This is a genomic window from Isoptericola halotolerans (assembly GCF_013149785.1).
Classification (GTDB): domain Bacteria; phylum Actinomycetota; class Actinomycetes; order Actinomycetales; family Cellulomonadaceae; genus Isoptericola; species Isoptericola halotolerans.
Genome location: NZ_JABEZU010000003.1, coordinates 260,420 through 277,509, shown reverse-complemented (window position 1 = coordinate 277,509; position 17,090 = coordinate 260,420). Strand labels below are relative to the sequence as shown.

The window sequence follows — 17,090 nt, the reverse complement described above, 5'->3', positions numbered from 1 at the left end:
TCATCGTGGCAGCAGTGACCACGCCAGCGCGAGCAGCGCGGCACCTCCGATCACCACGAGCCCGCCGACGGGCACCCCGGCGACCAGCCAGGCGCCCCCACCGACGACGAGGCTCGCCGCGACCACCGCGAGGTCCCGGCCGCCGCTGCGGCGCAGGACGGCCAGCTCCACGCGTGACCGCAGCCCGCTCCTGCCTGCCCACCAGCACAGTCGCACGGCCAGGTAGCCGCACGGTGCGATCCAGAACACTGCCGGGTCGACGGGGGACACGCTGGAGCCCAGCAGCATCAGGCCTGCGAGCAGGACGGCGAGGTGGGCCGAGAGGCCGCCCGGCCGCCACACGGCCCACGCGGCGAGCAGGACCGCGAGCACCACGACCGGCTCCAGGACAAGGCCGGAGCGCCGTCCCGAGGCCAGGACGAGGGCGGCGACGGCGGCACCTGCCGCTGTCCGGAGCACCCACACCGGCACGGTCCGGCCGTGCTCGACGCGAACCCTGGGCAGCGGACGCTCCGTCCGGCGACGGCGCAGCTCGGCGACCTCGGCGGCGAGGTTCATCGGGTCGCCCCCGAGGCCAGGCCCGCCGGTGCCGGTCCGCGGTGCCGTTCCGACGCCCGCACCAACGCCTCGAGGTGAGCGCCCGCCTGGGCACGGGAGTCGCCCGCCCAGGCGATGACCGGGACTCCCTCCGCCGCCATCTGGCGCAGCCGGTCGTCCCGCTCCATGCGGGTCACGCGCCACGCCAGGCGCAGATGGACCTCGTGGACGGGATGGATGGCCGGCAGGGTGTCGATGACGACCACCCGGTGCCCCTGGTCGTGCCAGGTACGGACCATGCGCAACGACTCGTCGTCGAGCGCCGTCGTGAAGAGGTAGACGATGGCGTCCGCCGGCAGTCGCGGAGGGCGCAGGCGGCGCGCCGGTGCGCCGAGCGGGCTGCACGTCGCGAGCCCGTGGAGAACCCGGCGAAGGTGACGTCGTCCGGCCGCCGGCGGCAGGGGCCGGCGGCGCCGTCCGAGGTCGTCGAGACCGACCCGGTCCCCGGCGGTCACCACCGCGCTCGCCACGGAAGCGGCCGCATGACGCGCCAGGTCGAGCGACGTCGGCTCGTCGATGCGCAGCGGTCCGTTGCCCCGCCACGTCCGCAGGTCGGGGCCGACGTCGTCACGCGAGTCGACGACCAGGACCGTGGTCGCCTCCGCCGTGGCATACGTACGCCGCACGTACAGCTCCTCCAGCGCAGGTGACCTGCGTGCTGTCGTCCGCCAGTCGATCCGGCGCAGCCGGTCGCCCGGGGTGAAGAGGTGGACGTCGCGCAGCTCGCCGCCGTCGCCCAGCCGCCGGGAGACGTGCGGGCCCGTCAACCCGCGCAGCCGAGCCGGCAGCGGCACCCGACCCAGCGGCATCGCGGCGGGCAGCACGAGGCGCTCCGGGGCTGCGGTGCGCTCGGCGTCCTCGGCCACCGCACCGCCGGCACCGACGCCTCGCACGTCCGCGACGAAGGTCGGTTGCGGTCCGGTCCGTACGGTCGCCAACCCGAGCTCGAGCATGCGTGGGCCGGGCGCCAGGAGCACCTCTGCCGTGCGATGCCCCGGCGCGGCGACGCGCAGGTGCACGACCTCCACGCCGGGCGACGGTTCCAGGGTCAGCACGGCCGCCAGCTCACCAGGTGCGGCGGGTCGGTCCGCGGCCGTGAGCGCATGATGTGTCGCGCGGTCCGGGGCCGCCTCCGTCAGCGCACCGGGTCGTCCGGTCCAGGCCACACCGAGCAGCACGGGGACCCCGACCAGCGCCACGTCCGGGCGCCCGGCCAGCAGCCCGACGGTCAGCAGCACCAGGCCTACCACCGTCCCGGCCACGGCGTGCGGCGTTCGACGCCACACAGGGTCGCCCGGTCCGCGCAGTCCTCGTTCGCGAGCGTCCTCTCGCTCGCCGGCACCGAAGCTCACCGATCGGACCCGACCGTCGCCGGACCCGGCACCGTGGCGAGCAGATCCTGGACGACGTCCTCCGGGCGGACCGCAGCGGCCCAGGCGGTGGGGGTGAGCGTGAGGCGGTGGGCGAGCACCGGCACGGCGACCCGCTTGACGTCCTCGGGCAGCGCGTGGTCGCGGCCGTCCAGCACCGCGACCGCCCGCGCGAGGAGCAGCAGGTTCTGCGAACCACGCGGAGAGGCACCGACCTCGAGCGCGGTGTGTCCTCGCGTGGCGGCGGCCAGGTCCACGCAGTAGGCGGCGACGTCGGGGTCGACCTCGGTGGCCTCGACACCGGCCTGCATCGCCAGCACGGTCTCCGCGTCGACGACCTGCCGCACGGGAGCAGCCTCCTGGCGCCGTGCGACGCGCCGCAGGAGGACGTCGCGCTCCTGATCCCGGTCCGGGTACCCGACGGCGAGACGCACCATGAAGCGGTCGAGCTGCGCCTCGGGCAGCGGGTAGGTGCCCTCGTACTCGACCGGGTTGGACGTGGCGACGACGTGGAACGGCCGAGGCAGCGGACGGGTCGTGCCCTCGGCGGACACCTGCCGTTCGGCCATGGCCTCGAGCAGTGCCGACTGGGTCTTGGGAGCGGTGCGGTTGATCTCGTCGGCGAGGAAGAGGCCCGTGAAGACGGGGCCCGGGCGGAAGACGAACTCACGGGTCGCCGGGTCGAAGATGCTCGAGCCGGTGACGTCGCTGGGCAGCAGGTCGGGGGTGCACTGCAGGCGGGCGAAGTCCAGGCCGATCGCCGTGGCCAGGGAACGGGCCGCCAGCGTCTTGCCCAGGCCCGGCACGTCCTCGAACAGCACGTGCCCGCCGGCCAGCACCGCCGCGAGCGCCAGCTCGAGGGAGTCGCGCATGCCGACGACGGCGGTGCCGATCTCGTCGAGGACGGCGCGAGCGTGCGCGGCGACGTCGGCGACCGGGAGGACGGGGGTCTGGTGGGTCATCGGGGGTGCCTTCCGGGTCGGGTCGGGGTGGGCGGGATGCGTTCGAGGGCGTCGAGCCAGCGGTGCAGGGTGCGTGGTGTGGGTGGGCGCCGGGAGCGGATCTGGTCGATGACGTCGGGTCCGAGGAGTGCGGCGGCGGCGTCGCGGTGCGTGGGGTCGGCGAGGTCGATGCCGTGGGGTGCCAGCCGGTGGGCGGCGATGGCCGTGACGCGCCGGGTGACGCGGGCGGACACGCGGCCGTCGCGGGTCAGGGCGGCCCAGCCGAGGTCGGTGACGTCGTGGCGTGCGCCGTGGCGCTGCTCGGAGGGGGCGGGCGCCCAGCCGGACTCGGTGCCGGTGCCCAGGGCGTGCCAGGCGTGCCACATCACGAGCGCTCCGGCGGGCAGGGTCAGCGCGTGGACGGTGTCGAGGGTGCCGGTGGTGGCGAGCAGGGTCGCGGTGAGCAGGGCGAGGGCTGCCGGAACGTGGCGGCGGGTCATGGTGCGTCGGGGGTGTCGAGGCTGCGGGCGATGTGGACGAGCGCGTCGCGGGCGGAGGCGACGTCCTCGGGAGCGGTGGGGCGGGTGGTGAAGCGTGCGCGTTGGTAGAGGTGGCGCAGGGCGGTGACGTGGTCGGGCGGCGCGGCTGTGGCGGCGAGCACCTGGGCGGTGAACTCGGTGGGGGTCTGGGCAGGGTCGCGTGCGGTGCCGTGCTCGGCGGCGGCGTCCTCGAGAGCCACCCAGGCTGCGACGACGGCGTCGCGGGGTCCGTCGGCGGCGTCGAGGAGGGCGAGGGCCCGGGTGACCGCGTCGACGAGCTCCGGCAGGGGCATCGTGGGTTCCGCGTCGGTCGCGAGGTCCGTCCCGGGGTCGAGCGTGTCGGGCTCGGGCGGGGCGGGTGCTGGTGTCGTGCTGCGGAGCGCTGCGAGCACCTTGCGGGCGGCGACCCAGAGCAGGAGCACCAGGGCGACGACGCCCAGGACGGCCAGGACGGTGAGGAGCGTGTCGTCCGGGTCGCGTGCCGTCGGGTCGTCAGGTGGCCCGGGCGGGGGTGGGGGCGGTACGACGGGCTCGGGTGCCTCGCCGAGCGCGATCTCGAGCAGGGGAGCGGGCAACGTCAGGCGCCAGGGCGTGGCCGTGGCGGCGCCGAGCAGGACCGTGGCGGTCAGGACGACCAGGGTCGCCGGGTGGGTGCCGAGGTCACGCGGTCTCATACGGGCAGGTCGTAGGCGTGCTGGCCGGAGACGGCGGCGGTGACGAAGGCCGCGGGGTCCGCATCGAGGCCGCGACCCATGGTGGAGAGACGCACGGGGCAGCGGTGCAGGACGTCGAGCAGCTGCACGGTGGCTGCTCGTTCGACGAGGCGGTGGCGTGCGGAGAGCGTGTCGGCCTGGTCGTGGATGCGCTGGGTGAGCCCGGCGCCCCAGGCGGGGTGGGCCTGCAGCTCCGGGTCGGGGCGGGGTACGACGACGTCGGCGGCGGCGAGCGCCACCCGGCCGTAGGCGGTCAGGGAGTGGTGGGAGACCCCGAGGTGTCGGTCGCGCCGGTCCGCCCCGGAGACGCGCAGGGACGCGACGGCCCGGCCGCCGAGGGTGGCCGCGGCGTTGACGACCTCGCCGGCCGTCACGCCGGAGAACCCCCACCGGGTGCCGGTGCCGAGGTTGCCGGGTCCTTGGGCGACGACGACGAGGTCGGCGCCCACGACGTGGTGGGCGGCCAGCAGACCGCTGTGCACGGAGACGGCCTCGTGGTCGCCCCCGAACGCCTGGCCGACGGTGATCGTCGAGGCCAGCCAGCCGCTCTCGCGCAGCGCCGCGACGGTCCGCGAGAAGGCGGCAGGGAGCGCACCGCCGTCCGTCATCACGTACGCGACCCGCGGCGGGGCCGCTCCGGCGGACTCGGCGGCGTACCGGGCTCCGGCGACGATCGCGGGCACCGCGGAGTGCAGGTCGGCGACGACCACGGGCAGCCCGGCCAGGTCGTCGGCGTCCTGCAGCACGCCGTGGTGGTCGGACTCCTGCTCGTCGACGCCGAGCACCAGCGCCTGCAAGGGTGTGTAGCGCGCCTTGACGAGGTGCCCCGGGCCGGCAGGCGGGTCCGGGGGGACCGCACGGGGGTCGGCAGGTGCCACGACCAACGCGTACCCGCCGGTGCCGAGACCACGGGCCAGCGCCGAGACGTTCAGCGCCAGCAGGTCTCCGACCTCGGGGTCGCCCACCAGGGCCGTGTAGGCGAGGGCCCGCACCTCACGGGTGCCGGTGGCGTCGTCGGGCGAGGGCAGCGGCTCGGTCAGCTGCACCGCGAGCTCGCGGGCGCCCGGCCACGAACGGTGGCGTGCGGTCACGGTCCCGGTTCGCCAGGTCACGTGGTCGGCGGCAGTTCGTCGGTGGGTCGGGCCTGTCGTCACCCGTGAGAGCGTACCTGGGGCTACCGTGGTGGCCGATGGCAGGTGACCACGCGGCGGGCGAACCGCCGACCCGACCGGACGAGCGACTGCTGAACCTCGTCATCGCGCTGGTGAACACCTCGGCGGCGATGACGAAGCAGCAGGTGCGCTCCGGCGTGCACGGGTACGGGGCGGCACCCTCCACCGAGGCCTTCGAGCGGATGTTCGAACGGGACAAGGACACGTTGCGCGCGCTCGGCGTGCCGATCGTGACCGTCGAGGGCTCGGGGCACAGCGACGAGGTCGGCTACCGCATCGACAACGACGCGTACGCGCTGCCGCCGGTGGACCTGACGCCCGCCGAGCTGGGGGTGGTGGCGTTGGCCGCCCAGCTGTGGTCGGACAAGACGCTGCGCACCGACATGTCCCGGGCCATGACGAAGCTCGCGGCCGCCGGTGCGGCGGACGCTGCCGGGGACGCCGTCGCCGGGCTGACGCCGCGCCTGCGGGCCGCCGGGGACGCCTACGGCCCGTTGCTCGAGGCCGTCTCGGAGCGACGGGTGGTCACGTTCCGCTACCGCGCGGCCAACACCGGCGAGGTGCGCACCCGCACCGTCGAACCGTGGCGCATCGCCGCACGCGGTGGCGGGTGGTACGTGGTCGGGCACGACCGCGAGCGCGAGGCGACGCGGGTGTTCCGGCTCTCGCGCATCGACGGGCGGGTGCGGGTGGGCGCCGAGGCGGGGGCGTACACGATCCCGGACCGCGTCGACGTCGACGCCGCCCTCGGCGCCCGTGTCGGCGCTGAGCGCACGGCTCTCCTCGCGGTGGCCCCCGAGAGGGCACCGGTCCTGCGGGCACGCGCTGTCGGGCCGGGGCCGGGGGTGCCGCGAGCGCCGCGGGGCCGCGATGTCGTGGCGGTGCCTTTCCGGTCGATGACGGCCATCGCGGACGAGGTGGCGGGGTACGGCGCAGCGGTGCTGGTGGTCGAGCCGGCCGAGCTGCGCTCCGAGGTGCGCCGCCGGCTGGCGGCTGCGGCGCGGCTGGACGGCGGGGCGGGCGAGACGGGGGAGCGGCATGGTTGAGCGGGCTGACGACCGTCTGGTGCGGTTGCTGGGGATCGTCGCCTACCTGGACGACGCGGGCCCGGTCGGGGTGGACGAGCTCGCCCGCCAGTTCGGGGTCAGCACCGAGCGCATCCGGCAGGACATCGACGCGCTGTGGGTCTCGGGGACGCCGGGGTACATGCCGGACGACCTCATCGACTTCGACGCGTTCTCGTTGGAAGAGGGGCTCGTGACGCTCACGCAGAGCCGGGGGCTGACCCGCCCCCTGCGGCTCGGGACCCGCGAGGCGGTGGCGCTGGTGGCCGCGCTGCGAGCGATGCACACCACTCCGGCGGTGCAGGCCGACGCCGAGCGCACGGCCGTGGTGGGTTCGGCGCTGGCCAAGCTCACGGCGGCCACGGGCGAGGCGGCGCACGCCGTGGACGTGCGGCTCGGCGGTGAGGGGGACAGCCGGGTCCTCGGTGTGCTGACGCGGGCGGTCGCGGCGGGTCGGCGGGTGCGTCTGCGGTACGTCGACGCGGCGGACGCCGTCAGCGAGCGCGACGTCGACCCGGTGCGCCTGGTGACCCAGGACGACGCGACCTACCTGGTGGGCTGGTGCTACCGGGCGGCAGGTCGTCGCACCTTCCGGGTGGACCGGGTGCTGGAGGCGGTGGCCACCGACCTCGACGTGGCCGAGCACGACCTGGATCCCGACGTGGACGTGTTCGCGCAGGTGGCCGCCGACGTGGGTCAGTCGCCCCGGGTGGCCACGCTACGACTCGCGTCGCCGGCACGCTGGGTCGCCGAGGAGGTTCCCGTCGAGGGCGTCAGGGACCTCCCCGACGGGTCGTTCGAGGTCAGGCTGCGGGTGACGAACCCGGCCTGGCTGCGCCGCCTGCTGCTGACCAACGCCCCCGACGTCCTGGCGGTGGAACCCCCGGACGTGGCCGCCGACGTGGCCGCCGCGGCGCGGGCCGCGCTGGCGGCCGATGCCGATGAGGGCACCGACAGCACGCCGTTAGGCTGACCGCATGTGGGTGTGGGTGTGGTCGCTGCTGGTCGTCGCCGCGCTGGCGGTGCTCGGCTGGGTCGCCTGGGGCGTGGTGCGGGCGGGTCTTCGCCTGCTGCGCGAGGCCGGTGCGGCCGGGCGCACGGTGGGCGAGGTCTCCGAACGGCTCGACCAGGCTCTCCGGCGTGCCGAGGAGCAGCGGGCCGACACCTCCGCGACGATGTTCGACCCGCCCGAGGTGCTGCGCGGACGGGTGGCCGAGCGACGTCGGCAGCGGCTCCGGCGACGAGCCCTGCGTCGGCAGCGCCAGGCGGCCACGTGGCGCTCCTGGACCACGAGCACCTGGTGGGAGCGCCGCCGCCACGAGCGGTATTCCACCCGGTGACGACGTGTGCCTAGACTGGAGCTGCGCCGGGACATGGCGCGCGCCGAACACCTTGGGAGTGGGACTTCGTGAGAAACCCGTACGTCATCGTCGTGCTCGTCCTGCTGATCGTCCTGCTCTTCGGCTACCGGCGGCTGCCTGACCTGGCACGCAGCATCGGGTCGTCCCTGAAGGTGTTCAAGAAGGAGGTCTCGGAGCTCACCGACGACGCCGACGCCCCGCGCTCGACCGATCAGGGCACCTCCACGACGAGCCCCGCCTCCACCACCGCGCCCGCCACCCCCGAGACGTCGCAGCCGTCGCAGACCTCGCACCAGGCCAAGGGTCCGCACGACCCGCAGAACACCTGAGCGCACCATGCCTCGCACCCCCCGAGACCCGGAGGGGCGCATGCCGCTGCGCGACCACCTCGTCGAGGTGCGCAAGCGCGTCGTGCGCATCGCCCTGGGTCTCCTCGCCGGCGCGGTCCTGGGCTGGATCCTGTACGACCCCCTGCTGAGCGCGCTCGTGCAGCCCCTGCAGGACGCCGCCGAGCGCCGTGGCGCGCTGATCGGGCTGAACTTCGACGGTGTGGCCACGGCCATCGACATGCAGGTCAAGGTCGCGCTGTTCCTCGGGGTCATCGTCTCCAGCCCGTGGTGGCTGTACCAGGTGTTCGCGTTCATCAACCCCGGACTGACCCGGACCGAGCGTCGCTACGTCTACGGCTTCCTCGTGGCGGCGGTGCCGATGTTCCTTGCCGGCGCCTCCCTCGCCTGGTTCGTCCTGCCGCTGATCGTCGAGGTCCTCAACGAGTTCGTCCCCGAGGGAAGCTCCAACCTGGTCGGCGCCCAGATCTACCTCTCCTTCGTGATGCGCCTCATCCTGGCCTGCGGCATCGCGTTCCTGGTCCCGGTGTTCATGGTGGTGCTCAACCTCATGGGGACGGTGCGGGCACGCACCTGGATGGCCGGGTGGCGGTGGGCCATCCTCATCTCGTTCCTGTTCGCCGCGATCGCCACCCCCACGATGGACGTGCTGAGCATGTTCGGTATCGCCCTGCCGATCTGCGCCCTGTACTTCATCGCGACGGGCATCTGCTTCCTGCACGACCGCCGCGTCGAGCGCCGACGGGTCGCCCCCACGGGGTGAACGGCTCTCGCGCCGCCGGCGGGTCACGGCTGGGCGTCGTGGTCAACCCCACCGCCGGGTCCGGACGAGGCACCCGCGCCGGCCGGTACCTGACGGCCCGCCTGCGCGCCGACGGCCACCAGGTCGTCGACCTGTCCGCGCCGACGGCCACCGAGACCGCCGCCCGGGCCCGGGCGGCGGTCGAGGCCCGGGCCGTGGACGCCCTCGTCGTCGGCGGCGACGGGATGGTCCACCTCGGTGCCCAGGCGGTCGCCGGGACGAGCACCGCCCTCGGGATCGTGGCCGTCGGCAGCGGCGACGACTTCGCCGCCTGCCTGGGGATGCCCCGGGGCGACGTGCCGGCCTGCGTCGACCATCTGCGCGCCGCCGTCGACGCCCGCTCGGTGCGCCAGGTCGACGCCATCAGGGTCTCCGGCCCGGACCGCGCCGACCGCTGGGTCGCCGGCGCCGTGTCGGCAGGGCTGGACGCCGCCGTCAACGCCCGCGCCGAGATGATGCGCTCCCGCGGGCGGTACACCCGGGCCGCCCTGGCCGAGATCGCCACCTTCCGGGCCTGGCCGTACTCCTTGCGGCTGCACGGGCTCACCGACGACGGCGGCCTGCCGCTGGAGCCCTCCCAGGACGGGTGGGCGTGGCACGGGCGGGCCGCGATGGTGACCGCCGCCAACACCGACCGCATCGGCGGGGGCATCCGCGTCACCCCCCGGGCCGTGGTCGACGACGGCCTGCTCGACGTGCTCGTGGCCCCCGTGCTGACCCGTGCCGCCGCCGCCCGGATCTTCCCCCTGATGTTCTCCGGACGCCACGTGCACCGCCCCGACGTGCACGTGCTGCGCGCCCGGGCGGTGACCATCGCCCCCGGCTCGCCCGACCCGACGGCGGCACCCCTGCCCGACGCTCACGGCGACGGCGAACGGCTCGGCCCGCTGCCCCTGACCGCCACCGCCGTGCCCGGGGCGCTGCGCATCCTGGTCGCGCTGCGGCTCTGAGCCGCCGCCACGGCGCCGAGCGGGAACCTGTCCGGGTCCGCCGTAGGCTGGCGACCATGACGGCCGATCTCACCCCAGCGGAGCGGTACGCCGCCGCCCGGTCCCGCTCCGCCCGCGACAAGGCCGACGCCCTCGGCGAGCTCGGACGGTTCCGCAAGGAGCTCGACTTCGAGCTCGACCCCTTCCAGGCCGACGCCTGCGCCGCGCTGGAGGCAGGTCGCGGCGTCCTGGTCGCCGCACCCACCGGGGCGGGCAAGACCGTCGTGGGCGAGTTCGCCGTCCACCTGGCGCTCGCCTCGGGGACCAAGGCGTTCTACACCACGCCCATCAAGGCGCTGAGCAACCAGAAGTTCCACGACCTGGCGCGGCGCCACGGGGCCGCGAACGTCGGGCTGCTCACCGGGGACACGTCGATCAACGCCGACGCACCGGTGGTGGTCATGACCACCGAGGTGCTGCGCAACATGCTCTACGCGGGCTCCACGGCGCTCGAAGGGCTGGCCTACGTGGTCATGGACGAGGTGCACTACCTCGCCGACCGGTTCCGCGGACCGGTGTGGGAAGAGGTGATCATCCACCTTCCCGACCACGTCCAGCTCGTGTCCCTGTCCGCGACGGTGTCCAACGCCGAGGAGTTCGGTGACTGGCTCGCCACCGTCCGCGGCGACACCGCCGTCGTCGTCAGCGAGCGCCGGCCCGTGCCGCTGTGGCAGCACGTCATCACCGCACCCACCGAACCGCGCGGGGTGCCGCGGTTGTTCGACCTGTACGCCGGGCACGTCGACCCGACCGACCCGGGGACGAACCCGCCGATCGACCCTGACCTGGCCCGGCTGTTCCGGACGCACGGGCGCTCCGACGCCGGTCCGGCTCGCGGCCGACGGGGTCGCGGGGACCGCGGATACCGTGGCCGCGGCGGTGCCCGGCCCGCCGGGGGGGCGGTGCCGCAGCGGCGCACACCGCGGCGCTTCGGCGTCGTGGAGGCCCTGGACGCCGACGCCCTGCTGCCGGCGATCTACTTCATCTTCTCGCGCGCCGGCTGCGAGGGCGCGGTCGAGCAGTGCCTCGGCGCGGGCCTGCGGCTGACCGACGCCGAGGAGGAGGCGGAGATCCGCCGCGTCGTCGACGAGCGCACCGTGACGATCCCGCCCGAGGACCTCGACGTGCTCGGCTTCTGGTCGTGGCAGCACGCGCTGTGCCGGGGCATCGCCGCCCACCACGCCGGGCTGCTGCCGATCTTCAAGGAGACGGTGGAGGAGCTGTTCGCCCGCGGCCTGGTCAAGGTGGTGTTCGCCACCGAGACGCTGGCGCTGGGCATCAACATGCCGGCCCGCTCGGTGGTGATGGAGAAGCTGGTCAAGTGGGACGGCACCGCGCACCAGCCGGTGACCCCCGGGGAGTACACCCAGCTCACCGGGCGTGCCGGGCGACGCGGCATCGACGTCGAGGGGCACGCCGTCGTCGTCGACCACCAGGGTCTGGACCCCGTGGCGCTGGCGGGCCTGGCCTCGCGCCGTCTGTACCCGCTGCGCTCCAGCTTCCGCCCGACCTACAACATGGCGGTCAACCTGGTCGGCCAGGTCGGCGCGGACCGGGCCCGGGACGTCCTGGAGACGAGCTTCGCCCAGTTCCAGGCCGACCGGGGCGTGGTGGGCCTGGCCAAGCAGGCGCAGGCCCACGCCGAGGCCCTGGAGGGCTACACCGAGGCGATGTCGTGCGACCGCGGCGACTTCGGGCAGTACATGTCGATCCGGGAGGCGTTGAGCGACCGGGAGAAGGAGCTCTCGCGCGCCGACCAGGGCGCCCGGCGTGCCGACGCGGTGTCGTCCTTGGAGAAGCTGCGGCGCGGCGACGTCGTCGAGGTCCCCACGGGGCGGCGGCGCGGCTACGTGGTGGTCCTGGACCCGGGGCAGGCCGAGGGCGGGTTCGACGGGCCACGACCCACGGTGCTCACCCAGGAGAAGCAGGTCAAGAAGCTCACCCTGGCCGACGTGCCCGGCGGGGTGCGCACCGTCACGCGGGTGAAGATCCCCTCCGGGTTCAACCCGCGTCGGCCCGAGTCCCGCCGTGACCTCGCCTCCTCGATGCGCAACGCGCTGGGCGCCTTCGCCGACGACGGCGGCAACGGACGCGCCCCCGGTGGCCGCCGACCCGGGCGTCGCAGCGACGCCTCGACGGACGAGCAGGTCCAGCGCCTGCGCGCCGAGCTGCGCGCGCACCCGTGCCACTCCTGCCCCGAGCGGGACGACCATGCCCGGTGGGCGACGCGAGCCACGACGCTGCGCCGCGAGCACGCCACGCTCGTGCGTCGCATCGAGGGGCGCACCGGTTCGGTCGCGCGCACCTTCGACCGCACCTGCGCGGTCCTGCGGACGCTGGGCTACCTCGGGACCGACGGCGGCGGCAAGGTCGTGGTCACGGAGTCCGGGCTCTGGCTGCGCCGGCTGTACGCCGAGGACGACCTGCTGCTGGCCGAGTGCCTGCGCCAGGGCACCTGGGACAGGTTGCACCCGGCCGAGCTCGCCGCAGCGGTCTCCGCCGTCGTCTACTCCGGCCGGCGGGAGGAGACGAGCGACCCGTATGTCCCCGGCGGCCCCGAGGGACGGCTGGCGACGGCGCTCGACGCCACCGCCGAGGTCTGGTCGCAGGTGGTCGCCCTGGAGGCCTCCCACCATCTGGACACCACGGGGCCGCTGGACCTCGGGCTCGCCGGTGCCGTGCACCGGTGGGCGTCCGGCAAGAGCCTCGACGCGGTGCTGCGCGGCACCGACGTCGCCGCCGGCGACTTCGTCCGCTGGTGCAAGCAGGTCGTCGACGTCCTCGACCAGCTCGCGGTCGCCGCGCCCCGGCCGGCCCTGCGGGCCGCGGCCCGCAGGGCCCAGGACGCGGTGCTGCGCGGGGTGGTGGCCTACTCGAGCCTGTGATCGTGACAGCATCGTGAGGAGGTCGACGGCGACCCTGACGCGTGGTGCTCTAGGCTTTCGGCCGTGACCTCCACCCTGTACCGCAACGGTGTCGTCCACTCCTCCGCGGACCCGTTCGCCGAGGCGATCCTCGTCGACGACGGGGTCGTGGCCTGGCTGGGTGCCGAGGACACCGCGGCCGGGCTGGCCGCACGGGCCGACGAGGTGGTCGACCTCGACGGGGCGCTGGTGACTCCCGGGTTCGTCGACGCCCACGTGCGCACGCTGGACACGGGCCTCGCGCTGGAGGCCGTCGACCTCACGCCGCGCGCCACGCCGGACCTGGCGGCCGCGCTGGACGCCCTGGCGGCCGGAGCCCGCGCGCTCGACGCCTCCGACCCGGGAGGCCGTGAGGTCCTCCTGGCCTACGGCTGGGACGAGCACGCCTGGCCGGCGAAGCGTGCCCCGCACCTCGCAGAGCTGGACGCCGCCACCGGCGGACGCCCCACCCTGGCGGTGCGGGTCGACGGGCAGGCCGCCCTGGTGTCGTCCTCCTTCGCGGCATCCACCGGCATCGACCACGAGCACTCCTGGGACGGCAGCGGGCTGGTGTGGGGCCCCGCGTACGTCAAGGCCCGCACGGCCGCCCGCGACATCGACCCGGCACGCCGGTCCCGCGCCTATCGTCAGGCGCTGCGCCAGGCCGCGTCGCGCGGCGTGGTGGGCGTGCACGAGATGAGTGCCCCGCACGTCGACACCCGCGCCGGCCTGACCGAGCTGATGGCCCTGGCCGCCGACCCCGACGAGCTGCTGCCGCACGTGGTCGCCTACCGCGGCGAGCTGTGTGCGTCGGCCGACGACGCGCGTCAGCTGCGCGCCGAGCTGCCCTTCCTGACCGGTGCCGGCGGCGACCTGACGGTCGACGGCACGATCGGGTCCCGCACGGCCGCGATGCGGGCGCCGTATGCCGACCTGCCCTACCCCAGCGCCCCCGGCACCTCGCCCAACGGAGTCCTCCACCTGTCCGCCGACCAGATCGCCGCCCATCTGGTCGCCTGCTCGCAGGCCGGGCTGCAGGGAGGGTTCCACGTCATCGGCGACCGGGCGATGGACGAGCTGATGCACGGGCTCGAGACCGCGGCCGGGCTGGCCGACGCCTCCGTGGTGCGCAGCGGCCACCACCGCGTGGAGCACGCCATGCTGGTCGACGCCGCGGCCCTGTCGGCGCTGCTGCTGTACGGCGTCGCCCTGTCGATCCAGCCCGCCTTCGACGCCACCTGGGGCGGCCCGCACGGGATGTACGCCACGCGACTGGGAGGGCCCCGTGCCTCGAGCCTGTCGCCCTTCGCCGACCTCGCCGGTGCCGGGGTCCCTCTGGCGTTCGGGTCGGACTCCCCGGTGACCCCGTCGGACCCGTGGCAGGCGGTGCGCGGCGCCATCAGCCATGCCGACTCCTCCCAGCGGATCAGCGCACGGGCGGCCTTCCGCGCCCACTCGCGCGGCGGGTGGCGACTGGCAGGCCTCGACCACACCGGCGCGGGCGAGCTGCGGGTCGGGGCCCCCGCTCACCTGGCCGTCTGGCGGGCGGACCAGCTCGCCGTCCAGTCCGCCCCGGGGCGGCTGTCCCAGTGGAACCCCGAGGCCCGTTCGGGGCAGCCGCTGCTGCCCGACCTGTCACCCGGCGCACCCGCACCGCAGTGCCTGCGTACCGTCCGCGACGGCGTCGTGCTGTACGACGCCCTCGACGCCTGACCGATGACCGCTACCGTGCCTCCCCGCACCGAGGGCCCAGCCGCCGACCCGCCGGTGCCCGGCGACGTCCCGCACGCGGACCTGTGGACCTCCCGCCCCGTCACGCTGCTGCTCGCCGTCGCCTCGGGCGTCTGCCTGTGGGCGGCCTTCCCCGACGTCGGGGCCTGGCCGCTGGCCCTCGTCTCCGTCGCCCTGCTCCTCGCGGCGCTGCGCCGTGACACCGGGCGCGCCGCCGGCTGGAACGCGCTCGTCGGGTTCGTCGCGATGCTGACCTTCTGGTTGCCGCACATCTGGTGGGCGAACTTCGCCACCGACACCGTCCCGTGGCTGGCCCTGGCCGGGCTGCAGGCCTCCTTCGGCGCACTGCTGGGGGCGGCCTGGACAGCTGCGCGCCGCCTTCCCGGTCTCCGCACGCCCGGGTCCGGGACCGGGTGGGCCGTCGCCCGTGCCGGGGCCTTCGCCCTCGTGCTCGTCGCGGTCGAACAGCTGCGCTCGGAAGCCCCTTTCGGGGGGTTCCCCTGGGGTCGGCTGGCCTGGACCGTGGTCGACGCCCCGACCGGCCGGTCGGCCTGGCTCGGGGGATCGGTGCTCGCCTCGCTGCTGGTGGCTTTCGCCGGTGCGCTGGGCGCCCTCGCCGTCGGACGGGTCGTCCTCGCCCGGCGCTCCCGCCGCATCCCGGGCGCGGCAGCCCGGGCGACGACGTCGGCGGGGATCCTGGTCGTCGCGGCGGCGGCGGTCGTGGTGGCGCCCGCGCTGCTCCCGCTGCCGTCGGACCCGCGGGCCACCCCGGTCGCCACCGCCGAGCTGGACTCCACGGTGGTCGATGCCGGGACCGCCACCCACGAGGCCGACGGACCCGTCCTGGTCGCCGGAGCCGTCCAGGGCAACGTCACCGAGCCCGGGCTGGGGTCCTTCGCCAACCGCGCCGAGGTGCTGAACAACCACCTGGACGGCACCGCGGTGCTGGCCTCCCGCCCCGAGGACCTCGACGTCGTGCTGTGGCCCGAGAACGGCTCCGACCTCGACCCGCAGGAGGCGCCGGAGGTGGCTGCCGCGCTCGACGACGCGGCCGAGGCGGTCGGCGCGCCGATCCTCGTCGGGGCCCAGGAGTTCCCTGAGACCGGCGGGCGCTACAACGTCTCATTGCTGTGGCGGGCGGGTCAGGGCGTCACCGACCGGTACGCCAAGCAGCACCCGGCACCGTTCGGCGAGTACATCCCGCTGCGCGGCTTCGTGCGGATCTTCTCCGACCAGGTCGACCGGGTGTCCACCGACATGCTGCCCGGCGTCGAGCCCGCGGTGGTGGACCTGCCTCGCGACGACGGGTCGGTGGTCCCGCTCGCCACGGTGATCTGCTTCGAGGTCGCCTACGACGAGATCGTCCGCGACGCCGTCGCCCGCGGTGCCCAGGTCCTGGTGGTGCCCACCAACAACGCGTCGTTCGGGTACACGGCCGAGTCCACCCAGCAGCTCGCGATGACCCGCATGCAGGCCATCGCGACGGGACGTGCCGCGGTACAGATCTCCACGGTCGGAGTCTCGGGGATCGTCGCGCCGGACGGCACCCTGCTGGCCGGCACCGGGCTGTTCACCGCCGACCAGATGGTCGCCGCGCTGCCGCTGCGCACCACGCTCACCCCGGCGGTGCAGGCGGGCTACTGGCCCGGCTGGATCATCAGCACTCTGGGGGCGGGCCTGACCCTGGCCGGGCTGGTGACCGCCGTCCGCGAGCGCCGCACGCGCCGGGGTGAGCGATGAGGACGCTGGTGATCGTGCCCACCTACGACGAGCGCGAGTCGTTGCCCGGGCTGCTCGACCGCTTGCGCGCCGAGGCGCCGCAGGTCGACGTGCTCGTGGTCGACGACGCCTCGCCGGACGGGACCGGGGACCTGGCCGCGGCGAGAGCGGCCGACGACGAACGGCTGCACGTGCTGCACCGGGCGGGCAAGGGCGGCCTCGGCGCGGCCTACGTGGCCGGCTTCGGCTGGGGGCTGGAGCGGGGGTACGACGTGCTGTGCGAGATGGATGCCGACGGCTCGCACCGCCCGGAGGAGCTGGACCGGCTGCTCGGGCGGCTGGTGGCCGACGACGCTCCCGACCTGGTCATCGGCTCACGCTGGGTACCGGGAGGGCGGGTGGTGAACTGGCCGTGGTACCGGTCGGTGCTCTCGCGCGGGGGGAACACCTACGTGCGTGGGGCCCTCGGTATCGGGGTGCGCGACGCGACGGGCGGCTTCCGGGCGTTCCGGGCCGCTGCGCTCCGCGCGGTGGACCTGCGGTCGGTGGAGTCGCACGGGTACTGCTTCCAGGTCGACATGACGTGGCGGGTGCTGCAGGGCGGGGGAGCGGTCGCCGAGGTGCCGATCACCTTCGTCGAGCGTGCGGCCGGGAGCTCGAAGATGTCGCGCTCGATCGTCGTCGAGGCGCTGACGAAGGTCACGCTGTGGGGTGTGCGGCACCGGTGGGCACAGCTGCGTGCGGCGTCGGCCGGGCGCGGGAGGCGCCCCTGACGCTCGCCGAGCGTCGCGGGAACGAAAGATGCGGTCCTCCGTCGAGGGAGGACCGCATTCTTCATCTCT

General features: G+C 75.0%; 16 protein-coding genes. 10 read left to right on the top strand and 6 right to left on the bottom strand.

Annotated features, from left to right (window positions below; translation table 11 throughout):
- The 6 genes from HDG69_RS13300 to HDG69_RS13275 are packed head-to-tail and all read right to left on the bottom strand — an operon-like array spanning position 1 to position 5,251.
- Entirely contained in the window at positions 1-558 is a 558-nt protein-coding gene (locus tag HDG69_RS13300) for a hypothetical protein (RefSeq protein ID WP_171784298.1), read from the bottom strand.
- Positions 555-1,949 carry a DUF58 domain-containing protein gene (locus HDG69_RS13295; protein ID WP_343036442.1) on the bottom strand — a complete coding sequence of 465 codons (1,395 nt, stop codon included), beginning with the start codon at positions 1,947-1,949 and terminating at the stop codon, positions 555-557. The genes HDG69_RS13300 and HDG69_RS13295 overlap by 4 nt, the downstream gene beginning before the upstream one ends.
- Positions 1,946-2,929, bottom strand: coding sequence for an AAA family ATPase (locus tag HDG69_RS13290; RefSeq protein ID WP_171784297.1), 984 nt, complete (start codon positions 2,927-2,929; stop codon positions 1,946-1,948). The genes HDG69_RS13295 and HDG69_RS13290 overlap by 4 nt, the downstream gene beginning before the upstream one ends.
- The gene (locus HDG69_RS13285) at positions 2,926-3,408 is read right to left on the bottom strand and encodes a hypothetical protein (RefSeq protein WP_171784296.1); all 483 of its coding nucleotides are present in this window, start codon (positions 3,406-3,408) and stop codon (positions 2,926-2,928) included. The genes HDG69_RS13290 and HDG69_RS13285 overlap by 4 nt, the downstream gene beginning before the upstream one ends.
- Complete coding sequence (locus HDG69_RS13280; RefSeq protein WP_171784295.1) at positions 3,405-4,121, bottom strand: DUF4129 domain-containing protein; 717 nt, start codon at positions 4,119-4,121, stop codon at positions 3,405-3,407. The genes HDG69_RS13285 and HDG69_RS13280 overlap by 4 nt, the downstream gene beginning before the upstream one ends.
- Positions 4,118-5,251, bottom strand: a complete 1,134-nt coding sequence (locus HDG69_RS13275) for a DUF3866 family protein (RefSeq protein ID WP_343036441.1) — start codon at positions 5,249-5,251, stop codon at positions 4,118-4,120. Before HDG69_RS13275 ends, HDG69_RS13280 begins: the two co-directional genes overlap by 4 nt.
- Positions 5,252-5,349: 98 nt before the next feature.
- Here HDG69_RS13275 and HDG69_RS13270 point away from each other — a divergent pair, with 98 nt between their 5' ends.
- The 10 genes from HDG69_RS13270 (at position 5,350) to HDG69_RS13225 (ending at position 17,021) form a co-directional block, all read left to right on the top strand.
- On the top strand, positions 5,350-6,378 hold the full coding sequence (locus tag HDG69_RS13270) for a helix-turn-helix transcriptional regulator (RefSeq protein ID WP_171784294.1): 1,029 nt from the start codon (positions 5,350-5,352) through the stop codon (positions 6,376-6,378).
- Entirely contained in the window at positions 6,371-7,369 is a 999-nt protein-coding gene (locus HDG69_RS13265; RefSeq protein WP_171784293.1) for a helix-turn-helix transcriptional regulator, read from the top strand. Before HDG69_RS13270 ends, HDG69_RS13265 begins: the two co-directional genes overlap by 8 nt.
- A 4-nt stretch (positions 7,370-7,373) precedes the next feature.
- On the top strand, positions 7,374-7,736 hold the full coding sequence (locus HDG69_RS13260; RefSeq protein ID WP_171784292.1) for a hypothetical protein: 363 nt from the start codon (positions 7,374-7,376) through the stop codon (positions 7,734-7,736).
- 68 nt (positions 7,737-7,804) lie between these two features.
- Complete coding sequence (locus tag HDG69_RS13255) at positions 7,805-8,086, top strand: twin-arginine translocase TatA/TatE family subunit (RefSeq protein ID WP_171784291.1); 282 nt, start codon at positions 7,805-7,807, stop codon at positions 8,084-8,086.
- Between the two features lie 7 nt (positions 8,087-8,093).
- Positions 8,094-8,867, top strand: a complete 774-nt coding sequence (tatC, locus tag HDG69_RS13250) for a twin-arginine translocase subunit TatC (RefSeq protein WP_343036440.1) — start codon at positions 8,094-8,096, stop codon at positions 8,865-8,867.
- Entirely contained in the window at positions 8,864-9,856 is a 993-nt protein-coding gene (locus HDG69_RS13245) for a diacylglycerol kinase family protein (RefSeq protein WP_171784290.1), read from the top strand. The genes tatC and HDG69_RS13245 overlap by 4 nt, the downstream gene beginning before the upstream one ends.
- A gap of 56 nt (positions 9,857-9,912) precedes the next feature.
- Positions 9,913-12,780, top strand: a complete 2,868-nt coding sequence (locus tag HDG69_RS13240; RefSeq protein WP_171784289.1) for a DEAD/DEAH box helicase — start codon at positions 9,913-9,915, stop codon at positions 12,778-12,780.
- Between the two features lie 63 nt (positions 12,781-12,843).
- On the top strand, positions 12,844-14,511 hold the full coding sequence (locus HDG69_RS13235; RefSeq protein WP_171784288.1) for an amidohydrolase family protein: 1,668 nt from the start codon (positions 12,844-12,846) through the stop codon (positions 14,509-14,511).
- Positions 14,512-14,514: 3 nt separating this feature from the next.
- Positions 14,515-16,269: an apolipoprotein N-acyltransferase gene (lnt, locus tag HDG69_RS13230; RefSeq protein ID WP_171784287.1), complete on the top strand. Its 1,755-nt coding sequence runs from the start codon at positions 14,515-14,517 to the stop codon at positions 16,267-16,269.
- Entirely contained in the window at positions 16,266-17,021 is a 756-nt protein-coding gene (locus HDG69_RS13225; protein WP_171784286.1) for a polyprenol monophosphomannose synthase, read from the top strand. Before lnt ends, HDG69_RS13225 begins: the two co-directional genes overlap by 4 nt.
- The last annotated feature ends 69 nt before the right edge of the window (positions 17,022-17,090 follow it).

Bases quoted from the DNA above. Each gene is read 5' to 3' on its own strand.
- tatC (WP_343036440.1), top strand. From the start codon at position 8,094: ATGCCTCGCACCCCCCGAGACCCGGAGGGGCGCATGCCGCTGCGCGAC.
- HDG69_RS13285 (WP_171784296.1), bottom strand. From the start codon at position 3,408: ATGACCCGCCGCCACGTTCCGGCAGCCCTCGCCCTGCTCACCGCGACC.
- HDG69_RS13225 (WP_171784286.1), top strand. From the start codon at position 16,266: ATGAGGACGCTGGTGATCGTGCCCACCTACGACGAGCGCGAGTCGTTG.
- HDG69_RS13270 (WP_171784294.1), top strand. From the start codon at position 5,350: ATGGCAGGTGACCACGCGGCGGGCGAACCGCCGACCCGACCGGACGAG.
- HDG69_RS13280 (WP_171784295.1), bottom strand. From the start codon at position 4,121: ATGAGACCGCGTGACCTCGGCACCCACCCGGCGACCCTGGTCGTCCTG.
- lnt (WP_171784287.1), top strand. From the start codon at position 14,515: ATGACCGCTACCGTGCCTCCCCGCACCGAGGGCCCAGCCGCCGACCCG.
- HDG69_RS13290 (WP_171784297.1), bottom strand. From the start codon at position 2,929: ATGACCCACCAGACCCCCGTCCTCCCGGTCGCCGACGTCGCCGCGCAC.
- HDG69_RS13300 (WP_171784298.1), bottom strand. From the start codon at position 558: ATGAACCTCGCCGCCGAGGTCGCCGAGCTGCGCCGTCGCCGGACGGAG.
- HDG69_RS13265 (WP_171784293.1), top strand. From the start codon at position 6,371: ATGGTTGAGCGGGCTGACGACCGTCTGGTGCGGTTGCTGGGGATCGTC.
- HDG69_RS13240 (WP_171784289.1), top strand. From the start codon at position 9,913: ATGACGGCCGATCTCACCCCAGCGGAGCGGTACGCCGCCGCCCGGTCC.
- HDG69_RS13260 (WP_171784292.1), top strand. From the start codon at position 7,374: ATGTGGGTGTGGGTGTGGTCGCTGCTGGTCGTCGCCGCGCTGGCGGTG.